Source organism: Pontibacter brevis, from assembly GCF_054779655.1.
The window spans coordinates 15,445-41,437 of the sequence record NZ_BAAGXV010000011.1 but is presented as its reverse complement, the minus strand read 5'-3'; the positions used below and the strand labels follow the sequence as shown (position 1 = coordinate 41,437).

Below are 25,993 nucleotides of genomic sequence, written 5' to 3'. Positions count from 1 at the left end.
CTATAGCCATGCCACAAGGAACAGTTATTGCCGTTAAGCCGGTTGGTTTTGTAAGCGACCCAGAGGTAATGAATGCCAGCATTACAGAAACAACCAACTACAGTTTCCGCAGCCCTGAAGAGCCAAACCCTGTAGCTAATTTAGTTTACATAAAAGTTTATGAGGATGAAAGGAAACGCTTTCTTCCTAGAAAATTCAGAACCGTGGTATGGTATGAAGATACAGCGGGTGTGTTGAAGGAGGGTGACTTTGTTGAGTTCAATATAGACAATACAAAAACCAAACCGATGAAAGGTGCGGTGGGGGTGAAAAAACTGAACAAGAAAATCGTTCCTGTTCCGGTCGACCTGCTGACTGTTGTGGCGGTGTTTGCCTCTGTGCTGCTACTTGCCGCCGTTACAATTGATAGTAGGAGGTAACGGAGAGAACACAGCTTCGGGGTTATCACAACGTGTACTTGACTACGGAAGCAGGAGTAGGCTGCCGGATGGTTTGCATTGTCTTGGCATTCAGAAACGCTACTTTTTTCTCTTTCTGTAGCAGCTCGAATGCTGCCACATAATTTTCACGGCTATAGTTGGTGCCGCAGCTGTCGAGCTCGTAAATCTTTTCTATTGACTTGTACTTGTAGTTGCCCGCCTGGTCTCTTAGCCGTGCTAGGAGGTCCGTGATCGTAAACTCGGGCCGCTGCTCAAACAGGAAGAGTTGCGGCAGCACTACCTGGTTGGCGACAAACAAAGGAACCCCATCCTCCTGAAAAGTGGTATAGGGCAGCAGGGTTTCCTTAAAACTTCTGTAAGCCTTACTGTCAGGGGAGGAAAAGAGCAGGTAGTAGTCGGGTTGTTTTATGTCAGGACGGTTCACCTTAAACAGCTGCGTATAATGGCTTTTCTCCTGGAGCGAGCTGGTAAAATAGCTTAGTATCAGTTCCTGCCGCTTATGGTTGTCTTTCTCTTTTTTGCAGTAGCTACTGATTTTCTGGAGCTGGTCCCCAAAAAGCTCTGCGAGTGGCTGTGTTACCTTCCTGCCAGCAACAGCTTTCAGTATATTTTCCGGGTTGATTAGCATGAAGACATCGGATTGCCCAGCGTCTAAAGCGTGCTTCAGCATTTCCTGCGCATAACGCCCACTGAAAGGGTCCAGGAAGATCAAAGAAGGACTGCCACCCGCTATAAAATCAGCCACTTGCGCCTTGTTATCCGGGCTGTTTAGCGGAACAGGCGGGTGTATCAACTCTTCGTAAAATGGAAGCAGTTCCATGGTTTCACTTACATGCTCCAGCACCGCCTTGTTAGTATCATAGAAAAAAGTTCTGACTGATTCATTCAGCAAAGGCCTCTTTAAAATGCTTTTATAAAGAGTTTCCGTTGCCTTTGCAGGTGTCTCGGCGTGTTGCTCCGGAGAGTATCCCGCGCCGGTGTGCAGGTCTATGAACAACATAGCTTCTTTAGCCTCGCCTTTCAAAGTGTCGAGCCGAATGCCGCACCAGGTATTGAAGTACTGGCCCAGGATCTCTTGTTTTATCTCCGTAAAGCTGCGTCTCGATTCAAAGAAATTATTGGGTACTGTTGCAGACATAGATAATGAGATGGTTCGCCCTGGAACCACATTTTTACATGTGTTGAATTAAGATTTTGCACTTACGATGCCAGCATATCCTGACTGAGTATCACATAGGAGCATAAAAAGCTGTTTTGCTGCTTCTGTGCCTCACGTAAAGGGATGAAGCAATCGCTAATTTAGTTAGATTGTTATGGATTAAAGCTAATCCAATTAGTTTTATTTGTGCACATGCTTATCCACCACCCTCGTTGAATGGAGGTAAATTTTTATGTATCAGTTGGTTAATCATTTTGTAGCCCTTCAACAGGTTTCAACGTAGCTGAAGACGTTGAGCCATGACTGTACAGGAAAGATAGCTTTATTGATTGCCCTAAACCACCTTGGCGGGCGTAATGGGGAGTTCCCGGATGCGCTTGCCAGTGGCGTGGTAGACAGCATTGGCTACAGCAGCAGTGAAGCCTACCAGTGGAATCTCGCCGATGCCTTTCGCGCCCATCGGGTCTACAACAGGGTCAGGCTTATCTATGAGAATGACTTCTATTTCCGGTACGTCTGCGCTTATGGGCACATGGTACTTCTCCAGGTCGTTGTTTACATGGCGGCCAAAACGGTGGTCGATTTTTCCTTCTTCCATCAAGGCAATTCCTATACCCCATACCACGGAACCATACACCTGGCTTTCGGCCGTTTTATGGTTCATCACCTTGCCGCAATCAACAGCTGAAACGACCCTGTTTACCCGGACTTCGCCGGTTAATGCATGTACCCGTACCTCTACAAAATTGGCACAGAAGGACTTGCTTGAATATTCATCCAGCAAAGGCCCCCCTTCAGACTCTTTTATCACCTCCAGTTGCGACAGGTTGTTTTGTTTGAGTACATCCACATAGCTAAGGCTGGTGGGGCGGCTTTTCAGGCCCATTGCACCGTTTTCGAAAACCAGCGATTCGGGGGGAGCCTGCTGGATGGCGGTATCAGAAGAAAGTTGTTGCAACCGCTGCTTTAAAGCAGCACACACTTCATATACAGCCGAGCCAACAGAGGCCGTGGTGTGCGAGCCAAACTGTCCGGGAGCATAGGGTAGGGTAGAGTCGCCCCACTCAAAGCGGGTTTTCTCTACAGGAACACCCATAACGTCGGCTGCAATCTGGGTGAAAATAGTTGCCGATCCGGGGCCTGTGTCGGCTACAGCGCTCTGCACCAGCAGGGATCCGTCCGGCGAAAGTCTTGCACACACTACAGCCCTGTCGCGCGCGGCTTTGTAGATCCCCGATGCCATGCCCATGCCTATGAGCCAGTCTCCCTCGCGCGTGGAGCGTGGTTCCGGGTTGCGTTTGCCCCAGCCAAAGCGCTCTGCTCCCTGTTCGTAGCACTCCCTGAGGTATTTACTCGACCATGGCTTGTTATTCTCCGGGTCTTCCTCTGCATAGTTCTTCAGGCGCAGAGCCAATGGGTCCATGTTCAGCGCGTAAGCGAGTTCATCCATGGCCGATTCCAGGGCAAAGGATCCGCTTGTCTCACCGGGGCCGCGGGTCCAGCAGGGGGTGCTCATGTCCAACTTCACGAGTCTGTATTTAGTGTCTAAGTTCGGGCACCTGTAGGTTGTTTTGGTTGGGTCGAGGAGGCGCTCTGTGAACTGCTCGTACTGTGAGGTGGATCCGTAAGCTTCGTGCGTAATACCTGTTAAGGTGCCGTCGGTAGTAGCGCCAATGCCAAACTTCTGAATGGATCGGGGTCTGTATCCCACCATGTTAAACACCTGGTTCCGCTTGAGTACCACCTGCACCGGCCGGCCGGTTACTTTAGAACCCATAATGGCAGCCATTTCCTGGGGCCACACACGGGATGAGCTACCAAAAGCCCCGCCTACAAAAGGAGAATGCGCCCACACGTTCTCTTCTTTCAAATCGAAAGACTTGGCAATTTCTTTCTGTGATATTTTCGTTGCTTGTGTCTTGTTGTAAACTTTTACTTTGTCCGCACCCTTCCAGACAGCGGTTGTAGCATGCGGTTCCATAGGGTTGTGCACCTGTATCGGCGTCTGGTATTCCTGCTCTATTCTTACAGGGGCTGAAAGGTAAACACCCGCTTTGCCACGGGCGTAGTTGTCATGCCGCTCCGGTTTAAAAGCCTTGTCCAGGCTATTGCGTACATCTGTGTCATGTGGCTCCTCTTCATATTCAATTCTTAGAAGTGTGGCGGCATGGTCGGCCCTTGCAAAAGTATCGTCTATCCCCAGCGCGATAGGCTGGTAACTGTGGTAGATGGTTCCGTCAAAAAACAAGCGGAATTCCTGCCCGTACACCCTGGAACCCTCATTGTTGACAGAAGCACTGTAACCGGGTACTTCGGGGGCATTCTGGTGTGTGACAACTGCTATTACGCCCGGTGCTCTTTCGGCTGCCTTTGTATCTATGCTTTTAATACGCCCTCTTGCTATTGTACTGGTTGCCAGCACACCAGTGGCTTCGTTGGGAAGGTTATACTCTGCCGCGTATTTTGCGCCGCCTGTTACTTTCAGCAGACTCTCTACGCGGCTCATCGGATCGCCCATCTTTACTTTTGTCATTTGCTCTTCTTCATGTAGGTGTTTACACTATACCTGCTGCTGTTTTCAGGGCCTGCACCATGGCGTTGGGAGCCAGCTTAAGTTTATAGGCGTTGTGCTCAAAGGCTTTTGCTCCCTGCATGGCCACTTCAGCCGCCTGCCGGAAGCTTTCCTCCGAAACAGGTTTTCCGGCCAGGGCTTTTTCCGCATCAAACAAGCGCCAGGGCTTGTGTGCTACGCCACCCATGGCAAGCCGGGCGCTTTGTATGGTGTTGTCCTGAATATCCAGTGCGGCTGCTACTGAAACCAGGGCAAAGGCATAGGAAGCCCGCTCCCTAACCTTCAGGTAGTGCACGTTTTGTGTGTAGGGCGACTCATGAATGTCGACTGCTACAATTAGTTCGCCCCTCATTAGGTTCGTGTCCACTTCCGGGTGGTCGCCAGGCAGGCGGTGAAAGTCCACAAACGGAATGCGGCGGTCGCCTTTCGGGCCAGAAAGCAGCACGCTGGCATCCAGGGCCGCCAAGGCCACACTCATATCGCTGGGATGCACAGCAATGCATTTTTCGCTGAAACCAAAGATGGCATGCTGGTCATTGATGCCTTCCAGGGCACCGCAGCCGGTGCCGGGCTCCCGCTTGTTACAGGGCAGGGCCGTATCGTAGAAGTAATAGCAGCGGGTGCGCTGCATCATGTTGCCTCCAACCGTCGCCATGTTGCGCAGTTGGGCCGAGGCACCAGACACCAGCGCCTGGGAGAGGAGTGGGAATTTGGTTATTATCAGCCTGTCTTCAGCCACTGCACGGTTAGAGGCTAAGGCGCCGATACGCACACTGCCCTTTCTTTGCTCTATTTTTTTGAGGGGCAGCAGGTTAATGTCGACCAGCTTTGCCGGTTGTATCACTTCCCGTTTCATCAGGTCAATCAGGTTTGTGCCTCCGGCAATAAAAAACGCATAAGGGTCTTTGGCGACGGCATCGGTGGCTGCTTTCTGCCTGGCAGGCCGCATGTACTGGAACTGCTTCATATCTTCTTACCGCTGTTTTTAACCTCTTTGATGGCATGCACAATGTTCGGGTAAGCCCCGCACCGGCAGATGTTGCCACTCATGTACTCTCTTATCTCTTCATCGGTGTTGGCATGGCCTTCGCGGATGCAAGCCACCGCCGACATTATCTGGCCCGGGGTGCAGTAGCCGCACTGGAAGCCATCGTGCTCTACAAAAGCAACCTGCATGGGGTGCAGTTCGCCGTTGCTGGCAAGGCCTTCTATGGTAGTAATCTTCTTCCCGTTCTGCATCACAGCAAAGGTCAGGCAGGAGTTTACGCGCTCGCCGTCTACATGCACGGTGCAGGCACCGCATTGGCCATAGTCACAGCCTTTCTTGGTGCCTGTTAAGCCTAACTGCTCGCGCAGCAGGTCCAGTGTGGTGGTTCGCGGGTCAATGGATAATTTCCTCACTACCCCGTTTACTTGCATCGTTACCGGCACTTTCTCAAGCTTGTCTGCAACCTTTTCGTCTAATTTTTCTTCAGCGGCCTCTACTACCGAAGGTGGAGCAAGGGCAAGGGCCGTCAGGAGGGAGGACTGTTTTAAAAAAGTTCTGCGGGCTTCGTTATGATTTTGGGATTCATCATCTGCTGGCGATGTGGGGGTATAGGTGCTTTCGTCTGCCATAAAACATTCGTTATTGGGCCAGGACTGGCCGGTTTTATAGTAATAGAACTTCTGGCTGCCGGTTTATGCGCTAAGCAATGGGGCAGCTTAAGTTCTTTTGTTTTGGGTTGATTATCAGCTAAAACATATACTGTTCTTTCATACGCACTGCTGCCATGTAAGTCGAATTTATGTTCTTTTTCCTGCTGAGTTCACAGCCTTTTCTTCTGCAACCTTAGCAGAAGCTTTATGTATATCGCCTGCCACATACCTTTTAAGCCAAAGGGTAGGTGTGCCGGATGTGGGAATGCCTGCTTGATATCATCACTAAAACTGACATACGTCATATTTTTCCTTTCACGGTTTTGGGAAGTTTGCATAGTGAAAGGAGAAAAAAATGCAGAACCAGTTCAAAGCACTGACTTTATCTTATAAACACGCGCCCATTGCTGTGCGCGAGGCCGTATTCCTGAACGAGATAGCCAGCCGCAACCTGCTGGATAAAGTGAAGGAGTTTACAGGAGCCACTGACGTACTGGTGCTTTCTACCTGCAACCGCACAGAGATTTATTATGCTGCCGAGCACGACTACTCCCTCGAAATCATCAAGCTGCTTGCCATCGAAAAGGGCTTTATTGCCACAAAGGCCGTGCACCCTTATTTTAAGCACATTACCTGCCACGATGAAGCAGTGAAGCATATGTTTCAGGTGGCGCTCGGGCTGGAGTCGCAGGTAGTGGGGGATATGCAGATCATGAATCAGGTGAAATATGCCTACCAGTGGGCATGTGATGCAGGAACGGCCGGTCCTTTTCTGCACCGGCTCATGCACACCATCTTTTACTCCAGCAAACGGGTTGCGAATGAAACCTGCTTCCGCAATGGCGCTGCTTCTGTTTCGTATGCAACGGTTGAGTTGGTAGAGGACCTTACCAAAGGAATGGAGAACCCGCGCGTGCTCATGATAGGAGTGGGAGAGATAGGGGCAGATGTTTGTGATAACTTTCAGAAGTCTGCCATCTGCAACATCGTAGTAGTAAACAGAACACACTATAAAGCCCTGGAACTGGCACAGAAATGCAACGTGAAGGCAGCCTATTGGGAAAATGTGTGGGAAGAGATAACGTTAGCAGATGTGGTTATCTCATCTGTGCCCGGCGATTGTTTTTATATAGGCAGGCAGAATATTGAAAAGCAAGCAGCGGTAGCACCTAAGTTTTTTATTGACCTGAAGATGCCACGCAGTATCAGCAGCGATTTGCAGCACCTGCCGGGTGTCCGTGTCTACAACATCAATAACATCCGAAACCGCACCACCAGAGCGCTGGAAAAGCACCTGACTGCTATTCCGAAGGTACAGGGAATTATAGCGGAGGCCGTTGCAGAATTTGAGGCCTGGACGCAGGAAATGGGGATGTCACCCGCTATTCAGAGCTTTAAGAACAGGCTGGAAGAAATCCGGCAGCAGGAGCTAAACCGGTATATGAAAAAGCTGGGTGCAGAAGAGAAAGAGCTGGTAGAGGCATTAACCAAAAATATTCTGAATAAGATAGTGAAGCTACCTGCGCTGGAACTGAAGGCAGCCTGCCAGCGCGGCGAATCAGAGGCCCTGCTGCAAAGCCTTAACACCCTGTTTAATCTGGAGCAAGAGGCAGTAAAAGGCTAGCAGCAGCCTGCGAAAAAATTAAAATCATACCTTACATATCTGAAAACAGCTTAATAAAAAGAGCGGCCACACCGATATTGCTGGTGCGGCCGCTCTTTTACTTATCAAGTGAGGCAAAGTAATCTGCTATTATTTTTTCTTTGTCGAAGTTCTGCCACACCACTATCTGGCGCTTGTTATCTGGCTGCTCCACCCATTTGTTTTCTTTTTCCTGGAGAACAGGGCTGGGAATAGTAATGGCTTCAGCCCAATCCGGGTTCTTGACAATGGCCACAGCCGCCATATCAAACAGGGCGCGGGCCGGCGGGTTGCCGTGCAGCTGAATATGTTCAAAGAGGTTGACGGAGTAGTCGCCGAACGTGTAGAACTGACCGCCGTGCCGCCCTGTTACTGGCGCTGATGCCTTAGGACCTTTACCGGAAGCTTTTTGTTTTACTTCTTCCGGCGTTACTCTCACCGCATCAGTGCCGCTGGGTTTGCCATACCGGACCGTTACCATCTCGAAAGGCACATGCGTATTTAGGACGTAATTCATAGAAGGGATGTCATTGTCCTGGTTGTACTCCCCCGGTTCAGGGTAATTGGAACCCAACCACACTACCCTCAGCTTATCTGCAATGGAAGGATCCTTCTGCAGGGCCAGGGCAACATTCGTTAATTTACCTACTGCAATCAGTGTAAGCTTCCCTTTTGCTTGCCTGGCGTTTTTGATGATGAAGTTAACTCCTTCGGCACCGTCGAAGCCGTTGTTGCCGGTATGAAGCATAATATCGGTAAACGACCCGTTGGCTCCCTTCAGGAGTGGCACCTTTCTTTCCTGTTTCAGGAGCTTTAGCACGCGCTCCGCCTCTGCATACTGTTCGTTTATGTCTCCGCCGTTTTTTGTGGCATTCACTGTGATGCCTTTTACATCGAAAGTGCCATCGTTCAGCAGCAGGTATGCCAGTGCATGCTGGTCATCCAGCTCATTGTTCGCGTCTGTGTCAAAAATCACCGGTATCCGGGAGGCAGATTGGGTACTGGCTTCCTTTCTGTTCGTGAAGCTGTAAATCAACAGCATACATCCTGACACGAGAACGAGTTTCAAAAGTGTTTTCATGGCTTTTTACCAATTATGTTTCAAAACAAAGTTTACTGGCCCTGCATAAGGCAGGGGTGTATTGGTACTCTTACTGCACTGCTATCTTCAGCACCACTTTTCGAACTGTTTCCTCTGTTACCATGGCGGCATGGGCGTCATCCGGGTAAAAGATGGTGAAGTAGCCGGCCGGCACGTCAAACCAGTTGTTTGTGGTGTCAGGGAAAAAAGCAGCATCGCGTTCTTCAATATACGGAATAACAGGCTGCGCACAAAAAGCAAGGCTTTTCCAGCCCATGTGGTCGGTGCCGGATATGACGTACTGTATATCAATGTATTTACGGTGCACTTCCAGCTGTGCCTCTTTCTCTGTTGTGCCGGTGCCTTCCGAAATAATGGCAAACAAGTCCCTTCCTTCAATAGCCTGCTGCCCCAGTGAGAGCGACATCAGGTCTGTTTCCTGTAGAAACCGGAAAGCCTTTGCAAACAGCGGGTGCAGGGTGTAGTACCGGTATGCGTTTTGTAGTGTGTCTAGTACCATGTTAGAGGGTTAGAAAGTTAAAGAGTTAGCTTGAATAGCAAAAAGTCAGGAGTCTTGTTACATGTTACGTGCTGTGAAATACATAAAACGAAACGAACAAAACAGCCCTGCATAGTTGTTATAGATATTGCTAATTTTGCATAAATTAAGAGATAAGAATTGATCTACCCAGAGAACTTTGAAATAAAAATTGGATTTACACAGGTGCGCGAGATGCTTTTGGAGCTCTGCCTTAGCCCGCTGGGCCGCCAGTTTGTAAACCGCATGGCTTTCCTGAACCGGCACGACCTTGTTCAGCGGCTATTAGAACAAACAAATGAATTTAAACAGCTGCTGGAGTCTGATGCCGAGATTCCGCTGCAGCATTATTTTGATGTAACGGCCAGCTTGGACCGTGCCGCGATACAGGGAACCTACCTGGATGTACAGGACTTCTTCGAGATAAAGATGTCGCTGCGTACTATCCGTGACTCTCTGCGCTTTATATCCTCCGCTGAGGAAGGAAAGTACGAGTCTTTGAAAGCCCTGGGCGCCGGCGTGACGGTAGAGCGAAACCTGATTGCCGCACTGGACAAAGTGGTGGACGATGCCGGGGCTGTGCGCGACGATGCCACACCGGAACTGCAGCGCCTGAAGCGTGACCTGATTGCGCAGCAGGCGGTGCTCCGGAAGTCTATCACATCCATCATCAAGCACGCCAAAAACGAAGGCTGGACACCCGCTGATGTGGAGCCAACCATCCGGGGTGGCCGTTTGGTTATTCCGGTGCTGGCAGAGCACAAGCGGCGCGTAAAAGGTCTGATACACGATGAGTCTAACACGGGGCAAACGGTTTACATAGAGCCGGAAGCCATCTTTGGACTCAATAACGATATCAAAGACCTGACAAACGCTTACCACCGGGAGCTGATACGCATCCTGGTGGGGCTGACGAATACGCTGCGCAACCATATTCCGGAGCTGCGCAAGGCCTACCAATACCTGGGCCTGCTGGACTTTATCCGGGCCAAGGCGGCGTTTGCGCGCCGTGTGGAGGCGACGATGCCAAAGCTGCACAAGTACCCCTACATTAAGTGGAACCAGGTGATACACCCGCTGCTGTACATGGCGCACAGGCAGCTGGGCCGGCCAACCGTTCCCATGGATCTGGAGCTGAACCAGGATCAACGCATCCTGCTGATTTCCGGGCCTAATGCGGGCGGTAAGTCGGTGAGCTTGAAAACGGTGGGGCTGGTGCAGTATATGCTGCAGTGCGGTATGCTCATACCCGCAGCAGACAATTCGGAAGGCGGTATATTCCACGATATTTTTATCGATATCGGTGATGAGCAGTCTATCGAAAACGATCTGAGTACCTACAGCTCTCACCTCACGAACATGAAGAAGTTTGTGACGGTGGCTGATAAGAAAAGCCTCGTGCTTATTGATGAGTTTGGTACGGGTACAGAGCCGGTATTGGGTGGTGCCATCGCGGAGGCGGTGCTGCAGAACCTGAACGACAGCAAAGTGTATGGTGTGATTACGACACACTACACCAACCTGAAGAACTTTGCCGAGTGTAACCCTGGTGTGATAAACGGTGCCATGCGTTACGACCATAAGAACCTGCAGCCGCTTTACCAGCTGGAGATTGGCAAGCCGGGTTCTTCGTTCGCGATTGAGATTGCCCGTAAAATCGGTTTGCCAAAGCACATTGTGGACAAGGCCAGCAGCCTAGTGGGTAAAGATAAAATCCGGTACGACCGCCTTTTGGAAGAACTGGAGACAGAGAAGCAGGAGCTGGAGAAGAAAGTGCGCGAGGCGACCAAGCTGGAGGAGAAGCTGAAACGGAACGTGAAGGAGTACCAGGACCTGAAGAACTACCTCGAGGACAGCAAGCAGGACATTATGCGCGAGGCCAAAGGCAAAGCGAAGCTGTTGCTGAAGGATGCGAACCAGAAAATCGAATCCACGATTCAGCAGATCAAGCAGAGCCAGGCGGAGAAAGAGCAGACGAAGCAGGCACGGCAGCAACTGGAAAGCTTTGCCACCGAAGTGCGCAAGGAAGAGCCGCGTCCCGCACACCGGCGCGTGAGCAATGGCGCCATCAAAGAAGGTGACTATGTTTCGCTGGTAGGGCAGGACTCATCCGGACAGGTGGTTAGCATTAAGGGGAAAACAGCTGAAGTGCTTTTCGGTGGGCTGAAGACCATTGTGAAAGTAGATAACCTGGAGAAGCTAGACCGGCAGGCAGCCACGAAGCCAAAGAAAGAAAAAGCGGCGGCAGAAGGCTATACCCGCGGGATGAACATTACCCAGCGCATGGCCGACTTTGCCTCGACCATCGATATCAGGGGAGAGTATGCCGAGGACGCTCTAACGAAGCTTATGAACTTTACCGACGAAGCCATCATGCTGGGCATTCCGGAGATTAAGATTATCCATGGCAGGGGCAACGGTGTATTACGACAGGTAGTGCGTGATTACCTGTACTCTGTGCCGGAAGTGGCAAGTGTCGGAAATGAAGTAACGGAACGTGGTGGCGATGGTGCTACCCTGGCTGTGCTGAAGTAGTAGTAGGGATGTCATATCATCTATAAACAGCGAAGGCTCCTCATGAGGAGCCTTCGCTGTTTATGTACAGGTTTGTTTTACAAAAAGTATTCACTCAAAAAGTGAGAGCCAGGGAGAATTCTTATCTTTTTAATCTGAACTCAATGCCAGATTGAATGTACCAGAGTTCATCATCATCCAGTTTCGAGATAACAACTTTGTACTCGTCTTCTTTGTTTCTATCGAACACGATTACCCGCTCGTTATTTTCGAATTCCCACACACCTTCTACTAAAGTGTTGCCGTCGTAATATTCAGCATAAGTGCCGTCTTTATGAAATTTAGCCGTGTAGTTGCTCCATTCAATTGCGTTTGACTCTTCAAACGAATTTGTTTGGTCTTGCCCGTTATAATGAACTGCACTTCCTGTCCATACGCCAGCGGTCAAAAATGAAACATTTGGGGAAACAGTGTCCGCTTCCTCTTTACTACAGCTAAGTAGGGTAAGCATAAAGAAAAAGGCGAGCAGGAGGGGGATTTGTCTCAGGGTCTTCATAAGATGGTCATTGCACTTTAGTAGGTATGTTTGATGTATATTAATATTATGTAAGCAAACAGTATAACTTTATTGCGAATTGGTGGCTCTGTTATGTGTTGAGTTTAATTGTGTAGCAGTATATATAAAACACCTATATGAAGCAAGCAATGAGCCTGTATTTTAGTGGAGAGATTTGGATTATAAATAGAAGCTAAGTTTCCTTTACTGACTCTTGTTCCGGATTATACGGGTTGAATAGCTATAAATAAAAAAGGCTCCGAAGATGGAGCCTTTGAAATACTTAGGGGCGTGTAAATCTTATTTCGATGGGTGGGGCCTGTGGGCCAAACCAACCGGTACTCTCCAGGTGGAGTTCTGTTGCAGACAGCTCATTGATTGTCACCCTTGATTCGTAAGACTCTCCTCTGTCCAGTACAATTTGCTCCGGGTCTATGTCCGAAAATTCCCAGGTTCCCAGTATGGTGCGTCCGTATGTCTGGCGATACTCACCGTTGTCGTCAAACCTATAGGAGAATTCAGTTACGTCGAATTCAATTGAGTCGCGGAAGTACTGTGTGAAATCCTGGTTATCTACATATACCCTGGAGCCCTGCCATTCTCCTGCTGTAAGCAAAGCCTGATCTGAGGGTTCAGTATCTTCATCATTATTACAGCTTGTAAAAGAAATGAGGCATAACGTGGCGACGAAAAAATAAAAGGATCTGAATTTGTTCATTTTGTTTAGGATAAAGTGTTCTGAGCGAAGCTATATAGATAGGTACTTGCCAAAAGCCAATTATGTTGCTCTTTGTGTGCCTGCATTTAAACTTGTGTTACCCAACAGCGGGAGACGATGGCTGTGATTGGAACCTTCAGGTATATGAACTTAGCTACCTTTTAAAGCAAAAACAGCTCCTTCATGGGGAGCTGTTTATCTTGTGTGCCTATAGGGAATTACCAACGGGCACTATCTTTTTAAACGTATTTCAAAGGTCTGAATGTCGAAAACATCATCAGGGGAAAAGCCGAAGTCTTCCACATTGGCTTCCAGGTTTAACTCTGTTGCGCTGATTTTCTTAATACGGAATCTTTGCTCTGCATTGTCTTCGTCAGTCAGTACAAGCACCTGTTCATTATCCTCAAACCTCCATTTGCCGGATCCGGCAGTACCGCTACCGGACGCAGTAAAGTTGCCGTTTCTTTCAAAGTTAAATCTCCAGCCAGAAATATCTGTCTGCGCTTTTAACTCCTCCTTTATATCATTTGGCGCCAGTAATTCAATAAGTGTCCGGATAGGTGTGTTACTAACATAGATGGCATCTCCTTTCCATTCTCCGGAAGTTAAAAAGCCCACGTTAGGGGAGACATCTTCCTCGTCGTCTTTACAACTTGAAAGGGTAAGGGTGCACAATGCCATCATTAGCAAGGCAAATAGGTGTAGCTTTTTCATAGTATGTTTTAGTTTGAATGTTATACGTGTTCCGCCAGTATAATGTCTTTTAATTTCTTAACCGGGAAGAAGAGCAGAGCGTGTTCTTTCTCACCTTCGCAGGCATCAAAAGATTGGCGAATGCCATCACACCTGGCTTTACAAGTGCTGGCGTACAGATTTCTTAATTTTCCCTGTTGTTTTTTACCTTAATATTGTGGAAACGGTATTTTGAAAGAAAAGATGCTTCTTTTATACATTAACAGGAAAAGTACAAATTATAAAATGTTCACCTCCGGGTGCAGCTGTATGCCAAACTGCTGCTCCACAGATTCGATGATGTCGTATGCCAGTTGACGCACCTGCTCCCCTTTTGCGCCGCCATAGTTAACCAGCACGAGTGCCTGGTTCTTGTGTACCCCATAGTTTCCAAGCACTTTCCCTTTCCAGCCACACTGCTCTATCAGCCAGCCAGCCGGCACTTTTACAGTGGTGTCCGAAACAGGGTAGGAGGGCATTGTAGCATATTTTTCTTTTAACTGCTGATACTGCTCCAGCGGAATCTCCGGATTTTTGAAAAAGCTGCCGGCGTTCCCGATTTGTTTTGGATCCGGGAGCTTGCTCTGCCGGATATGGCAAACAGCTGCACTCACATCCTGAATACTGGGTTGCTGCACCTGCATCTCTTCCAGCGTTGAGGTGATAGCACCGTAGGAGGTGTTGAGGGTATGCTGCTTGTGCAGTTTAAAGGTTACGGCGGTGACTATGTACTGCCCCTTCAGTTCGTTTTTAAAGACACTCTCCCGGTAACCGAACTTGCAGGAAGCGTTATCAAACGTGTGTACTTCTGCTGTCTGCAAATGCACGGCCTCCAGTTCATGAAAGATGTCCTTCAGTTCTACACCATAAGCCCCAATGTTTTGCAGCGGAGCAGCTCCCACTGTGCCCGGTATAAGTGAAAGATTCTCCACTCCTCCATAGTTCTGCTGCAAGGCGTACAGCACAAAGTCGTGCCACACTTCACCGCCTCCGGCTTGAATAAAAACATGCGCCTCATCTTCATCCAGCACCCTTATGCCTTTGATGCCGTTTTGCAGCACCACCCCGTCAAAATCCTTTGTGAAAAGAAGGTTGCTGCCCCCTCCTAAAACCAGCTTTTCCTCCTGCCGGAGCTCCGGCATCTGTAAGAGCGTTTGCAGTTCCTCCACACTTTCGAAGCGAGCGAAGAGTTTTGCTTTGGCTTCAATGCCAAAGGTGTTGTAAGGTTTCAGCGGAAAATCAGGCTGCAGTTTCATAAGCGGATGTTTTCACAAAGGTAGCTCTGTGTGGTAAGAGTTAAAAGAGGTGCAGTGCAATTAGGCAGCCATCCGAAGGGATGGTTTATGTTAGCCCCTTTAACGGCAACAGGCTCCTTTGCATTGTCTGTTTAAGGAACGCCACCCACACTGAATATAAGCCTGTTTCAAATGAATCAGATAAAGGACAAAATGTTCTGGGCTGATAAAAACAAAAACCCGCTCCGGTATTCCGGAGCGGGTTTTTGAGGCAGGGGTGCTGTGGAGGTTATTTCTCCAGCACTATTTTCTGCGTGATGACTTTAGCGCCTGTCACGAGCCTGATGATGTACACACCGCGGGTCAGTCCCTCCGCGCTCAGCTCAAAGCTGCGCGTGGCATTGGCCTCTGCTGCGCCCTTGTAGAGGCTGCGCACCCTTCTGCCCTGTACGTCATACAACTCCAGCGACACTTCTCCTGCGTCTGTGAGCGTGAACTGCACAGTGGCGTCGGTGGTGAACGGGTTCGGGTAAGCTTTCAGCTCAGCCTCGTCCTGCAGTGGGCCTGCCAGTTCAGAGGCGCCAGTCAGGCCGGAACTTGTGGAGGCAGACATAACAGGGGAGAGCCTGCTTCCGGCTACCGGGGCCTCCATTCTTCCGTCAGGCATGGTCCAGGCCACAGCCATGTTGTCGCCCTGTCCTCCCTGCTTGTGCAGCACCTCGATGTAGTAGCGCTTGCCGGTCTCCAGGCGCACAGGGGCAGACTTCTGCGAACTGTACTTGTTCCACTGGCGGGCGTAGGTCCAGCCGGTTACGGAGGCAATCTTTCTCTTGTTGGAAGGATTATCATCAGAGCTCAGCCACAGCTCGGCGTTGTCATCACCGGCGATGTAGAAGGTGTAGTCCCCGGTCTGCGGAGGGCAGATGTAGCCCCTCACGCGGGCACCGTAGTTGTAACCCAGGCCGCTGGTCGTCTCTAATACTCTCAACTGGCTGGTGCTGCTAGGTGTCCTGTCCACTGGGATATCAGACACACTGCCTCCGGAAACACCGTCCCACTGCTCGCGCAGGATGCTGCCCGTAGCAGAGCAGGAAGTTGGTTCAGTTGGTTCAGTTGGTTCTGTAGGAGTCGGCTCAGATGGTGCCAGTGCTGCATCTGTTGTTCCGGTGTAAGGAGAAAGTCTGCTACCCGCTATTGGAGCCTCCATTCTTCCGTCAGGCATGGTCCAGGCCACAGCCAGGTTATCGCCACCTGCGGCTTCTTTGTGCAGGGCCTCGATGTAGTAGCGCTTACCTGCCTCCAGGCGCACTGCAGCAGACTTCTGAGAAGCATACTTGTTCCACTGACGGGCGTAGGTCCAGCCGGTTACGGAGGCAATCTTTCTCTTGTTGGAAGGATTATCATCAGAGCTCAGCCACAGCTCGGCGTTGTCATCACCGGCGATGTAGAAGGTGTAGTCCCCGGTCTGCGGAGGGCAGATGTAGCCCCTCACGCGGGCACCGTAGTAGTTGCCCACGCCGCTTGGTGCCTCAAACAGGTTCAGTTGACTGGTGCTGCTAGGCGCTGTGTTCAGTGGGATATCAGACACACTGCCTCCGGAAACACCGTCCCACTGCTCACGTAAAATCGAGCCTGTGGCTGAGCAGTTAGCCGCACTTGGATCAACAGTAGCAGTACTTACACTGAAGCTCTGGCGAACAGGGGTAGCGGCATTATAAGTAGTATTCCCACTTTGTGTAGCCTCTACTGTTACTGTTCCGCTGCCTGTTAAGGTGATGGTGCTGCCCGTGATTCTGGCTGGTCCGGATACAGTACTGAAAGACACCGGTAAGCCTGAAGATGCCGTCGCACTGATAGTGAAGTCAGCATCGCCGTACGTCTTGGAAGGAATAGACGGGAAACTGATAGTTTGCGACTGCTTTGTTATGGTTGTAGTAGAAGCTGCCTTAAAGAACGCAGGTGAACCCGTTAGCGTAATGCCTGAAGCAGACTGCCTTGAAGAGCTGTTGGTGGAAGCGTGGTTCCACTCAAAACGATCCACACTGGAAATACCCAAGCCTGATGGGAAAGAGTAAGAGGCACTGGCTGTTTCTCTGGTGTCTACCAGGGCTTTTGCCCACAGCACATAAACATAGTCTGTGCCGTTGCGGAAAGCGGCACCCTCTGTCTGGCTTGGTAAGTTAAGGGCTGCTGTACGGGAGGCGTCATAGGTGTAACCATCCAGAAGCAGGCTGAAAGTTTTTAAAGCTTTACCCTGGTCGGTCATTCTTTCACTTCCCGGAGCATCTCTTCTCATGTTTTCGTAAAAGCCCATGTTACCATACATTTTCGAAGTGGGTATGGTTGAGCCTGGAGCCGGGCAGTCATCGCTTTCACCAATAGTGAAGAAGTAAAGCTGCCTGATTGCATTCTTGTGAGCCTGCACCATTACTTTAAGCGCATAGTTACGCTGCATTTCATCAGAAGAGACGTGTATGTCTGCCGTGCGGCGGGTAACACCAGTCTCTGTTATGATGAACTCTTTTTTAGGGTAAGTAGAACCATTGTAGCCATACTTGTTCAAAGTGGCTTCCATCTCTTTTTTATGGTCTATTACCTTGTCAGCGGCATAGTCGGAGGTACGGGTATAAATCATGGTGCCATCCCAGTACTTAAGCGCGTGTTGTGGATAGTAGTGGTAGCTTACTACATCGAAATAGGCGCCACCCTTGTTCGGGTATTGAGAGGTAACGGCGCCGCCGTTCGGGTTGTCTGTATAGCGCAGGAGGGCATCCAGGTATTGTGAATAGCCAATACCTCCTGTGGTTACATAATCTTCAGGGCTGTACTTTTTAACTACTTCCCAAGTAATGCGCAGCATCCGCACATAATGGAAGAAGGGAGCTTTTGTGTTGTTTGACTCTGAAGGATAAGGGGCTCTTGTTAACCACTCTGAACGGTTTGCATACCCCAGGTCCGGCTCGTTTAGTACTTCCCAGAAACGGATGTAGTCACCGTATGTCTGGATGAGTTTGTACACATAAATTGCATAGTAATTGTTGGCGTTCACTGTGCCATCTGCATTCCAGATGGGCTCGTACATGTTGGCAAACAACTTCGAAGATTCTGTTCCGGTGTAAACTGTCTTATCACGGTGTGCATCTGAAGGACCCTCAATAAAGCAGGTGATTTCAGACATCCCGGATTTGCCTACATAGCCTCTGAAAGCGTCCAGACGAATACCATAGCCCCATCTTTCTACAAAGTGCTCCGGCAGGGTAGGCCTTAGAGAGCCTCCTCCGGCCTTGCTCATGACATCTACAAGTTTTTCATCAGTCCACCCGTTTCCAAAGGCACCCATGTTACTGCCTACCTGGAGTGCTCCAGAATAAGGTTTCACATACTCATTGGCGGTTCTGACTGGTATACTCTGCGAGTAGGACTGAAATACATAAAAATAACTTATCAGCAGGAGGATAAGCGAAGGTTTAGTAAAGAGTTTCATGTGTTTTAGGACAAATAAGGTTTATTGAACTATAGAAAGTTTGTTAAGGCTGGGGTGGCGGAGCGTTGCTTTACTGAAACTGGAAAATTGAACGGAATCAACGTAGCAACTGGTAATATATTAAAAACAGCTAATTAAGCTTTTTTAACAGAATCGTTATAATTAATTAATATAGATATAATGATGTATGAACACGGATTTTAATTGGATTTATCAGGTAAAGTTTTGCTGTCTCATAAATTATTTGAAGTAAAATGTACAAGAGAACTGTTCTGTGTTAGCTAACCAAACTTGTATTTTATGAATGATATAAGCTTGTGTGGTTTAATATTATAAAACAAAACTTATATCAAAAAACAACTTCAAAAATATTTTTCGAAAAACGGTGCAAAAAATGGTAAAATCCACAAAGTCCTTAATATTAAAATAGAAATAATATTGCAGGTTTCGTAGTACCTGATGAATAACTAGGAGAATTAAGGTGTATGTGTTTTTTCATATTGAGGTAGTTGGTTTTGAATTGTGGGTTCTTGAAACGTTTTCATATAGCATGTAAGAGCGGTGAGACAGTGTGCTATTATATAAAACAAAGAAGGAGAAAAGCAGAAAGTCAGTTTGTGGGGCCTGTAAAAACAAGCTTTACTAATTGTGCTATAAAACCGACCTTTTGAAGCTTCATTTGCAGCAGAAGAAGAGCTTTGAGCCTTGTAAAAAGGTAACTCTTCTTCAGGCAGTGCGTAAAAGGAAGGCTGCCGATCTGATGGTAACTTTGTTTTATGTAACCAGCTATTCAGTCCCATTATATACCTAATTGTGTTGGGGCCATCGCCGTTGTTACCAGTTGGGTGGCTAAGTCCGGAGTTCTGTACATGCTGAATCGTCTTTTTAATGCCAAAGTTCTGGCAGCCTATTAGGAATAATTATGCCAGTAAAGGCAACCTTTTATAACTTCCTAAATGTCAATGGTATGTATGCATAAGGCTGTGGGAGGCGAAATGTAGGAAAGCAGCAGGATTGTAGACATTTTCCTCACTTTGTAGAAAGCTACCCCATTTTGTTATATAAATATGGTTCGCAAACAGTGCAAAAAAGCTCTGACAGGTGCGCATATTTTCTTATAATGGCAGTTTAAACATTGGTTTTAGAAACAAATTTTCAAGAAAGAGAGGGTAAAACTTCTGAATTGTGATCCAGGCAATCTGAAACCACTTTAATCTTTTGCTGCAAACGGTGCAATTTTTGCTGAAAGGAACGGGCGGGGTACGTTGTTAGCCCGGAAAAAACGGGAGGCAGGGAAAGCCTGTAAGGTCAGCCTACGGCTTGAAAATTTATGCCAACATTCTTTAAGTAAAAATGCGATTCAGGGGCAGTTTCTGGCGTAGTAAGCTTTCTCTTATACCTCTTCTCCTGGTCTGAAACCCAAACGCCTGGCGCGCTTCTCCCAATTGTTTCTTGCCCATGTCTGCAGGTCTGCGACCTGATCCATCTCATCTATGATCTCCATGCCGAGCAAGGTTTCGATGATGTCTTCAATGCTGATTAATCCTGCCGTGCCGCCATACTCGTCCACCACCAGGGCAATCTGGTCCTGCTTTTCCAGCAGTCGGTTAAAAAGGGTAGGAATAGGCATATGTTCTGGCACCACCTGAATTTTTCTGGCGATGGTGCGAAGGGGAAGTGCTCCGTCGTTGTTGATGAGCTTATACATTACCTCATCCTTCAGCACATAACCAGATACATCATCTAAGTTCTCCTTATAAATAGGGATGCGTGAGAAGCGCAGGTCCGGGAAACTTCTGAAAAAATCGATGATGGGCATATCTTGCTGCGCACTTACCATGACGGTGCGTGGCGTCATGACATGGCGCACCATTATTTTGTTAAACCGGAGGATGTTCCGGATGATCTGCGACTCTCCCGTCTTAAAAATTCCTTCTTTTATGCCTATCTCTGCCATGGCTGTAAAGTCAGCCCGGCTAAGTACACTGCGGTTTTTTTCGTTTTTGAGCCGCCGCGTTATGAACTGAGACAGGATGATGATAGGGTACAGCGGCGAATAGATCATGATCTTGAGGGTGCGAATAGTGAAGGGAGCCAGCTGCCTCCAGTGGTTGGCACCTATGGTCTTGGGTATGATCTCAGAGAAGATAAGGATGATAATGGTCAGGACGCCTGAGGTGATGGAGAGGTAAGCATCTCCCCAGATGGCCTGTGCCTGTGCTCCTACGCCTGCCGCTCCAATGGTGTGGGCAAAGGTGTTGAGGGTTAGAATGGCGGCCAGTGGACGGTCAACATTATTTTTAAAATTCTCCAGGTCTTTGCCCAGGCTTGGATCTTCCTGAGCGGCTATGCTGATGTAAGAAGGGGTGATGCTGAGCAGGACAGCTTCGAGTACGGAGCATAGAAACGAGAAAAAAAGTGCAATAGATAAGTATAGTAAAAGTAAACCCATTGGTTTGACTACGTGGAATAGTAAAAAGCGAATAGCGACAGTCTAAAACAGAGGCAGCCGCAAGGGCGGCAGCATGAATCAATGTACTATGCGGAGGACTGGCTCAGGAAGTGGCTGGTGCGTTTCACTATCTATTGTAAAGTACCCCACCATGCTCGGTCCGTAACCTAAGTTCAGCTCAAACAGCTTGTTTTGTTCAGGCAGCATAGCAATTACCTCCTGGCGAAGTTGCTTATAATACGCTACCAGTTCTTCGAGTCGTTTCTCCTTATCGTTTAACTTCCTGCTGAAGCTTTCTTCTGAACCTGTCTGCTCAGTGTCCTGGCTGTTCGGGGAGAAGTCGGGACCGATGCTTTGCAGCGAGAGTAGTTCAACCTCCAGCAGGCGCATAGCATGCTCTACGTCCAGGTAAGTTTTTATCTTCTCCTCCAGCGGTACCAGCGACTCATCAAGGTACTCTACAAGATTTTCCATTTGTTCTTTTTTGTATAAAGGTGATACAAGATGTCATGCCTGATGCCGGTAAAAGCCTGGCAACAGGCTTTTACCTTAAAAACGAAGATAAATGCGGCCAGGTTTGAACAAAAAACACCCAAATAAGAAGGTGCTGACTATCAGCTACAGCCAGTGAAAGAGTTTGCGAAGCAGGGGCAAACGGTTCAGGTAAGGCGGGTAACGCAGGGGCAGGTCGAGCCATGTGCCACGGTGCAGTACGCTCTTCTGGTGCGAGAAGGCATCGTAACTGCTTTTGCCGTGGTAGCTGCCCATGCCGCTTCCGCCCACGCCCCCGAAGGGCAGGTTGGGGTTAACCAGGTGTGAAACTGTGTCGTTGATGCACCCGCCCCCAAACTGGGTGCAACGCAGCACCATTTGCTGCTTTTTCTTGCTGGAGGAGAAGAAGTACAGCGCCAGTGGATTTTCACCTCTGTTTACAGTTTCTATGGCTTCCTGCAGGTTTCTGTAGGTTAGCACAGGCAGGATAGGGCCAAATATCTCCTCCTGCATCACCGGGTGCTCCCAGCTCACCTGGTCCAGCAGGGTTGGTGATATGTACCGTTGCTGCGCATCTGTTTTCCCACCTGCACGCACAACACCATTCTGCAGGTAAGCCTGCAGCCGCTCAAAGTGCCTGTCGTTAACAATGCGGGCAAAATCAGGGCTCTTATCCGGTTCGTCGCCATAGAAGTCAGTAATGCATTGGGAAATGAGTTGTACCAGTTCCTCCTTTACCTGCTCATGCACGAGTAGATAGTCCGGGGCCACACAGGTCTGGCCCGCATTCAGAAACTTACCCCAGGTGATGCGGCGGGCTGCCAGTTCCAGATCCGCATCTTCGGCTACAATGGTCGGGCTCTTTCCGCCCAGTTCCAGTGTAACCGGCGTTAGGTGTTCTGCCGCAGCTTTCATAATTATCTGCCCTACCCGTGTGCTGCCCGTGAAAAAGATGTGGTCGAAACGTTGTGCCAGCAGGTGCTGTGTTGTTTCTACGCCGCCCTCTACAGCTGCAATATAACCTTCATCAAAGTTCTCTCCGATGAGTTTTGCAATAACTGCAGACGTGTTGGATGCCAGTTCAGAGGGCTTGAGGATAACACAATTGCCTGCGGCCATGGCCCCTATAAGGGGCGTCATCAGCAGGTTGAAAGGGTAGTTCCAGGGCCCTATGATGAGGTTGACACCGTAAGGGGAGGAGTAAATGTAGCTGCGTGACGGAAAGTTTATGTGCGAATCCTTCACCCGCCTGCGCTTCGCCCATTTTTCTGATTGCTTCAGCGTGAGCTTTAATTCTGTTTCCACAAACCCCACCTCACTGATGAACGACTCAAACTCGGGTTTGCGGAAGTCGGCATACATGGCGTCAAAAAGTTCCTGCTCATACTTCCTGATTGCCTGCTGCAGCTTCCTGAGCTGCTCTTTGCGGAACGGCAGTTCCAGTGTTTTCCCGGTAGCGAAGAAAGCACGCTGCTTCTGAACCAGCTGCTCTATGCGCTGCCGGTCGCTTGCCATAGGAGAGGCTGTGGTATGAGCAAAGTTTTGTAAGGCCATTGTGCTAAATCTTTTGTTTAAAACACAGGAAAAGTAGATTAATGTAGGTAAATAAAACCGTACCAGAAAGTTTTGCGCTGTATATTTTACACCAGATGCTTCCTCTAAATTTGTATCTTTGATGGAGGCCACCAGGTGGCCTGGAAGACGAAAAGCCACACTATGAAAATAATTGAATGCCCCCGCGATGCCATGCAAGGCATCAAAGCGTTTATACCGACAGAGCAGAAAATCGCATACATCAACCAGCTTTTAAAGGTAGGTTTCGACACGATTGACTTTGGTAGTTTTGTCTCGCCCAAAGCCATTCCGCAGATGCGTGATACTGCCGAGGTGCTGGCCAACCTGGAGCTGGAGGAGACAAACTCTAAACTGTTGGCCATTGTTGCCAATGTGCGTGGAGCCGAGGATGCCGCCCAGCACCGGGAAGTAGCTTACCTTGGGTTTCCGCTTTCAGTATCGGAGACATTTCAGCAGCGCAATACAAACAAAAGCATAGCAGAGGCCATGCAACAGCTGGCCCGGATCCAGGACATCTGCCACAAGCACGGCAAAATCCTGGTAACCTATATCTCCATGGGCTTTGGCAACCCATACAACGACCCATGGGGTGCGGAGACGGTGATAAAATTTGTGGAGGAATTGCACCGGCTCCAGGTAAAGATTATTTCTTTGTCTGATACCATTGGCGTTTCAGATCCGGCCAATATCACCTACCTGTTTCAGCATCTTATTCCATCGTTTCAAGACATTGAGTTTGGGGCGCACCTGCACACTACCCCCTCCACCTGCCAGGAGAAGGTGGAGGCTGCCTACCAGGCCGGTTGCCGCCGCTTTGATGGTGCCGTAAGGGGGTATGGGGGTTGCCCTATGGCAAAAGACGAACTGGTTGGGAACATGCCTACTGAAAATTTGATCGCTTACTTCGAAAATATTGGTTTAAATTTGAACCTGAACAAAGCAGCGTTTGCATCCGCAATGACCCAGTCGGGCGCTGTGTTTTCCTAACTATGGCAAGAAGAATAATTGTAGATATATTTATTCCGTGTTTTGTAGACCAGCTTTTTCCGGAAACAGGCATGAACATGGTGAAGGTGCTGGAGAAAGTTGGTTGTGAGGTAAACTACAATCCAAACCAAACCTGCTGCGGTCAGCCTGCTTTCAATGCCGGTTTTTTTGACGAAGCCCGGGAAGTGGCCAACAAGTTTCTGGATGATTTCTCAAATGAAACTTCCCATTACATTGTAGCCCCGTCTGCCTCCTGCGTGGGTATGGTGCGCAACGCCTACCAGGATATTTTCGTGAAATCTTCGAAGCTTGTGAAGTACCGCGCCATGCAGAAGAAGGTGTATGAACTGACGGAGTTTCTGACAGATGTGCTGGGAGTGACGGCTATACCGGGCGCTGCCCTACAAGGAAAGTTTACGTACCACGACTCCTGCAGTGCCCTGCGCGAATGCGGCATCAAAGAGGGGCCCCGCGCCCTGCTCAGTAAGGTACAGGGGCTGGAAATGGTAGAAATGGAGGATAGCGAGACTTGCTGCGGCTTTGGTGGTACCTTCGCCGTAAAGTTCGAGGCTATTTCCACGGCCATGGCCGAGCAGAAGGTTGAGAATGCCATTGCCACCGGTGCCGACTACATTGTGTCAACGGACAGCAGCTGCCTGATGCATCTCGAAGCTTATATTCAGAAGCAGAACAAGCCGATTAAGACGATGCACATTGCGGACGTGCTGGCCAGTGGGTGGTAAGTTCGTGAGCCGCTATAAAACAGAGAAGGCCTGGGCAAATACTGCTCAGGCCTTCTTTAATTAGAATTAGTACTTGCTTCTTACTAAGCCTCCGGCATGATGCGCACCACCAGACCATCCAACTCGGGGTTTACCCGCAGCTGGCAGCTCAGGCGGCTGCTTTCAGTGGCGTGCGGAAGCGTTTCCAGCATATAAGCCTCATCGTCGCTCATTTCTGGTAATTCGCCGCTCTGCAGCACCTCCACGTGGCAGGTGGCACAGATGGCCATGCCACCGCATACGGCCTGCACCTCAAACTCATTTGCTTTGAGCACTTCCATCACCGAAAGGCCCATGTCCGTCGGAGCTTCAAGGGCGATGCGCTCGCCGTTGTCCTGCTCCACATAAATGTTTATTGAATCTGTCATGCCTGTAGTTCCTGTATACCGTTCACAGTGGTGTATTTCAGTACAAACTTCTTGCCTGGGTTAATGATGTTGTACGCACTCTGCGCCATCAGGGCCGACTCATGGAAACCACACAGGATAAGCTTCAGCTTGCCAGGGTAGGTGTTAATGTCGCCGATGGCGTATACTCCCGGTATGTTGGTAGAGTAATCCTCTGTGTTCACCACAATGGCGTTTTTCTCCAACTCCAGTCCCCAGTTTTCTAAAGGCCCCAGCTTTGGCACCAGGCCGAAAAGCGGGATGAAGTAATCTGCCTCTATCTCAAGCGGAGCTGCATTGTCTACGACCACCGTTACCTTCTCCAGGCTATCACCTCCGTGCACTTCCGTCACGTTGGATTTCAGAATCAGGTTAAGCTTGCCTTCCTCTGCCAGGCTTACTACTTTTTCAGCCGACTCAGGGGCACCCCTGAAAGTAGTGCCACGGTGCACCAGCGTCAGTTCCTTACACAGGCCGGACAAGTAAATAGCCCAGTCAAGTGCGGAGTCGCCACCACCGGCCAGCACCACACGCTTGTCGCGGAAATGCTCCGGGTCGCGCACCATATACGTCACACCATTGCCCTCGTACTTCTCCAGGTTCTCGATGGCAGGCTTGCGGGGCTCAAAAGAACCCAGGCCACCGGCTATCACCACCACCTTGCAGGCTATCTCCGTGCCATCTACTGTGGTTACTATAAAAGACCCGTCTTCCTGCTTGTCCAGGTGCTCCACACGCTCACCCAGCGTAAAAGTAGGGTGGAAAGGTGCTATCTGCTGCTCCAGGTTTTTAATCAGGTCGCCCGCTAATACTTCAGGGAAACCAGGTATGTCGTATATCGGTTTTTTAGGGTATATCTCAGAGAGCTGACCGCCCACGGCAGGCAGTGCGTCCACTACATGGCAGCGCATCTTCAGAAGGCCTGCCTCAAATACGGCAAACAAGCCTACCGGGCCAGCCCCTACGATGCATATATCAGTTGTTATTCTGTTCATTACGTTAATTTTTGT

At 49.3% G+C, this 25,993-nt stretch carries 21 protein-coding genes; 5 read left to right on the top strand and 16 right to left on the bottom strand.

What is annotated here, in order from left to right; all coding sequences use genetic code 11:
* Positions 1–8 precede the first annotated feature (8 nt).
* Positions 9–419, top strand: a complete 411-nt coding sequence (locus tag ACYVB1_RS02675; RefSeq protein WP_460920246.1) for a hypothetical protein — start codon at positions 9–11, stop codon at positions 417–419.
* 25 nt (positions 420–444) lie between these two features.
* Here ACYVB1_RS02675 and tcmP read toward each other — a convergent pair whose 3' ends face one another.
* The 4 genes from tcmP to ACYVB1_RS02655 all read right to left on the bottom strand — a co-directional run bounded on the left by tcmP (position 445) and on the right by ACYVB1_RS02655 (position 5,788).
* A complete protein-coding gene (gene tcmP / locus ACYVB1_RS02670; RefSeq protein WP_460920243.1) occupies positions 445–1,578 on the bottom strand; it encodes a three-Cys-motif partner protein TcmP in 1,134 nt (377 codons plus the stop codon).
* A gap of 355 nt (positions 1,579–1,933) precedes the next feature.
* Positions 1,934–4,132: a xanthine dehydrogenase family protein molybdopterin-binding subunit gene (locus ACYVB1_RS02665; protein ID WP_460920241.1), complete on the bottom strand. Its 2,199-nt coding sequence runs from the start codon at positions 4,130–4,132 to the stop codon at positions 1,934–1,936.
* Positions 4,133–4,154: 22 nt separating this feature from the next.
* A complete protein-coding gene (locus ACYVB1_RS02660; protein ID WP_460920239.1) occupies positions 4,155–5,138 on the bottom strand; it encodes an FAD binding domain-containing protein in 984 nt (327 codons plus the stop codon).
* Complete coding sequence (locus ACYVB1_RS02655; RefSeq protein ID WP_460920237.1) at positions 5,135–5,788, bottom strand: (2Fe-2S)-binding protein; 654 nt, start codon at positions 5,786–5,788, stop codon at positions 5,135–5,137. The genes ACYVB1_RS02660 and ACYVB1_RS02655 overlap by 4 nt, the downstream gene beginning before the upstream one ends.
* A 376-nt stretch (positions 5,789–6,164) precedes the next feature.
* Here ACYVB1_RS02655 and hemA point away from each other — a divergent pair, with 376 nt between their 5' ends.
* Positions 6,165–7,433, top strand: a complete 1,269-nt coding sequence (hemA, locus tag ACYVB1_RS02650) for a glutamyl-tRNA reductase (RefSeq protein ID WP_460920235.1) — start codon at positions 6,165–6,167, stop codon at positions 7,431–7,433.
* Between the two features lie 97 nt (positions 7,434–7,530).
* On the opposite strand, the gene ACYVB1_RS02645 is transcribed toward hemA, so the two are convergent.
* Positions 7,531–8,532: a nucleoside hydrolase gene (locus ACYVB1_RS02645; RefSeq protein WP_460920233.1), complete on the bottom strand. Its 1,002-nt coding sequence runs from the start codon at positions 8,530–8,532 to the stop codon at positions 7,531–7,533.
* A gap of 70 nt (positions 8,533–8,602) precedes the next feature.
* Complete coding sequence (locus tag ACYVB1_RS02640; RefSeq protein ID WP_460920230.1) at positions 8,603–9,052, bottom strand: NanQ anomerase/TabA/YiaL family protein; 450 nt, start codon at positions 9,050–9,052, stop codon at positions 8,603–8,605.
* Between the two features lie 159 nt (positions 9,053–9,211).
* Here ACYVB1_RS02640 and ACYVB1_RS02635 point away from each other — a divergent pair, with 159 nt between their 5' ends.
* Positions 9,212–11,605: an endonuclease MutS2 gene (locus ACYVB1_RS02635; RefSeq protein ID WP_460920228.1), complete on the top strand. Its 2,394-nt coding sequence runs from the start codon at positions 9,212–9,214 to the stop codon at positions 11,603–11,605.
* 121 nt (positions 11,606–11,726) lie between these two features.
* Here ACYVB1_RS02635 and ACYVB1_RS02630 read toward each other — a convergent pair whose 3' ends face one another.
* From ACYVB1_RS02630 to ACYVB1_RS02595, 8 genes are all read right to left on the bottom strand, one after another.
* The gene (locus ACYVB1_RS02630; protein ID WP_460920226.1) at positions 11,727–12,140 is read right to left on the bottom strand and encodes a hypothetical protein; all 414 of its coding nucleotides are present in this window, start codon (positions 12,138–12,140) and stop codon (positions 11,727–11,729) included.
* A 283-nt stretch (positions 12,141–12,423) separates the two neighbouring features.
* A complete protein-coding gene (locus ACYVB1_RS02625; RefSeq protein ID WP_460920224.1) occupies positions 12,424–12,756 on the bottom strand; it encodes a lipocalin-like domain-containing protein in 333 nt (110 codons plus the stop codon).
* A 333-nt stretch (positions 12,757–13,089) separates the two neighbouring features.
* Positions 13,090–13,572: a lipocalin family protein gene (locus tag ACYVB1_RS02620; RefSeq protein WP_460920221.1), complete on the bottom strand. Its 483-nt coding sequence runs from the start codon at positions 13,570–13,572 to the stop codon at positions 13,090–13,092.
* A 257-nt stretch (positions 13,573–13,829) separates the two neighbouring features.
* Entirely contained in the window at positions 13,830–14,846 is a 1,017-nt protein-coding gene (murB, locus tag ACYVB1_RS02615) for a UDP-N-acetylmuramate dehydrogenase (protein ID WP_460920219.1), read from the bottom strand.
* A 268-nt stretch (positions 14,847–15,114) separates the two neighbouring features.
* Positions 15,115–18,309: a PA14 domain-containing protein gene (locus tag ACYVB1_RS02610; protein ID WP_460920216.1), complete on the bottom strand. Its 3,195-nt coding sequence runs from the start codon at positions 18,307–18,309 to the stop codon at positions 15,115–15,117.
* A gap of 1,393 nt (positions 18,310–19,702) precedes the next feature.
* Positions 19,703–20,761 (bottom strand): CNNM domain-containing protein, encoded by a 1,059-nt coding sequence (locus tag ACYVB1_RS02605; protein WP_460920214.1) that lies wholly within the window; start codon positions 20,759–20,761, stop codon positions 19,703–19,705.
* 78 nt (positions 20,762–20,839) lie between these two features.
* Positions 20,840–21,235, bottom strand: a complete 396-nt coding sequence (locus ACYVB1_RS02600) for a hypothetical protein (protein WP_460920212.1) — start codon at positions 21,233–21,235, stop codon at positions 20,840–20,842.
* A gap of 144 nt (positions 21,236–21,379) precedes the next feature.
* Positions 21,380–22,807, bottom strand: a complete 1,428-nt coding sequence (locus tag ACYVB1_RS02595) for an aldehyde dehydrogenase (RefSeq protein ID WP_460920210.1) — start codon at positions 22,805–22,807, stop codon at positions 21,380–21,382.
* 162 nt (positions 22,808–22,969) lie between these two features.
* On the opposite strand from ACYVB1_RS02595, the gene ACYVB1_RS02590 reads away from it, so the two are divergent.
* Both ACYVB1_RS02590 and ACYVB1_RS02585 read left to right on the top strand, forming a co-directional pair.
* Positions 22,970–23,815 carry a hydroxymethylglutaryl-CoA lyase gene (locus tag ACYVB1_RS02590; RefSeq protein WP_460920208.1) on the top strand — a complete coding sequence of 282 codons (846 nt, stop codon included), beginning with the start codon at positions 22,970–22,972 and terminating at the stop codon, positions 23,813–23,815.
* Positions 23,816–23,817: 2 nt separating this feature from the next.
* The gene (locus ACYVB1_RS02585) at positions 23,818–24,558 is read left to right on the top strand and encodes a (Fe-S)-binding protein (protein WP_460920205.1); all 741 of its coding nucleotides are present in this window, start codon (positions 23,818–23,820) and stop codon (positions 24,556–24,558) included.
* An 83-nt stretch (positions 24,559–24,641) separates the two neighbouring features.
* Here ACYVB1_RS02585 and ACYVB1_RS02580 read toward each other — a convergent pair whose 3' ends face one another.
* Together ACYVB1_RS02580 and ACYVB1_RS02575 are read right to left on the bottom strand one after the other, a co-directional pair.
* The gene (locus tag ACYVB1_RS02580; protein ID WP_460920203.1) at positions 24,642–24,965 is read right to left on the bottom strand and encodes a 2Fe-2S iron-sulfur cluster-binding protein; all 324 of its coding nucleotides are present in this window, start codon (positions 24,963–24,965) and stop codon (positions 24,642–24,644) included.
* Positions 24,962–25,978, bottom strand: coding sequence for an NAD(P)/FAD-dependent oxidoreductase (locus ACYVB1_RS02575; RefSeq protein WP_460920201.1), 1,017 nt, complete (start codon positions 25,976–25,978; stop codon positions 24,962–24,964). The genes ACYVB1_RS02580 and ACYVB1_RS02575 overlap by 4 nt, the downstream gene beginning before the upstream one ends.
* Positions 25,979–25,993: the final 15 nt, after the last annotated feature.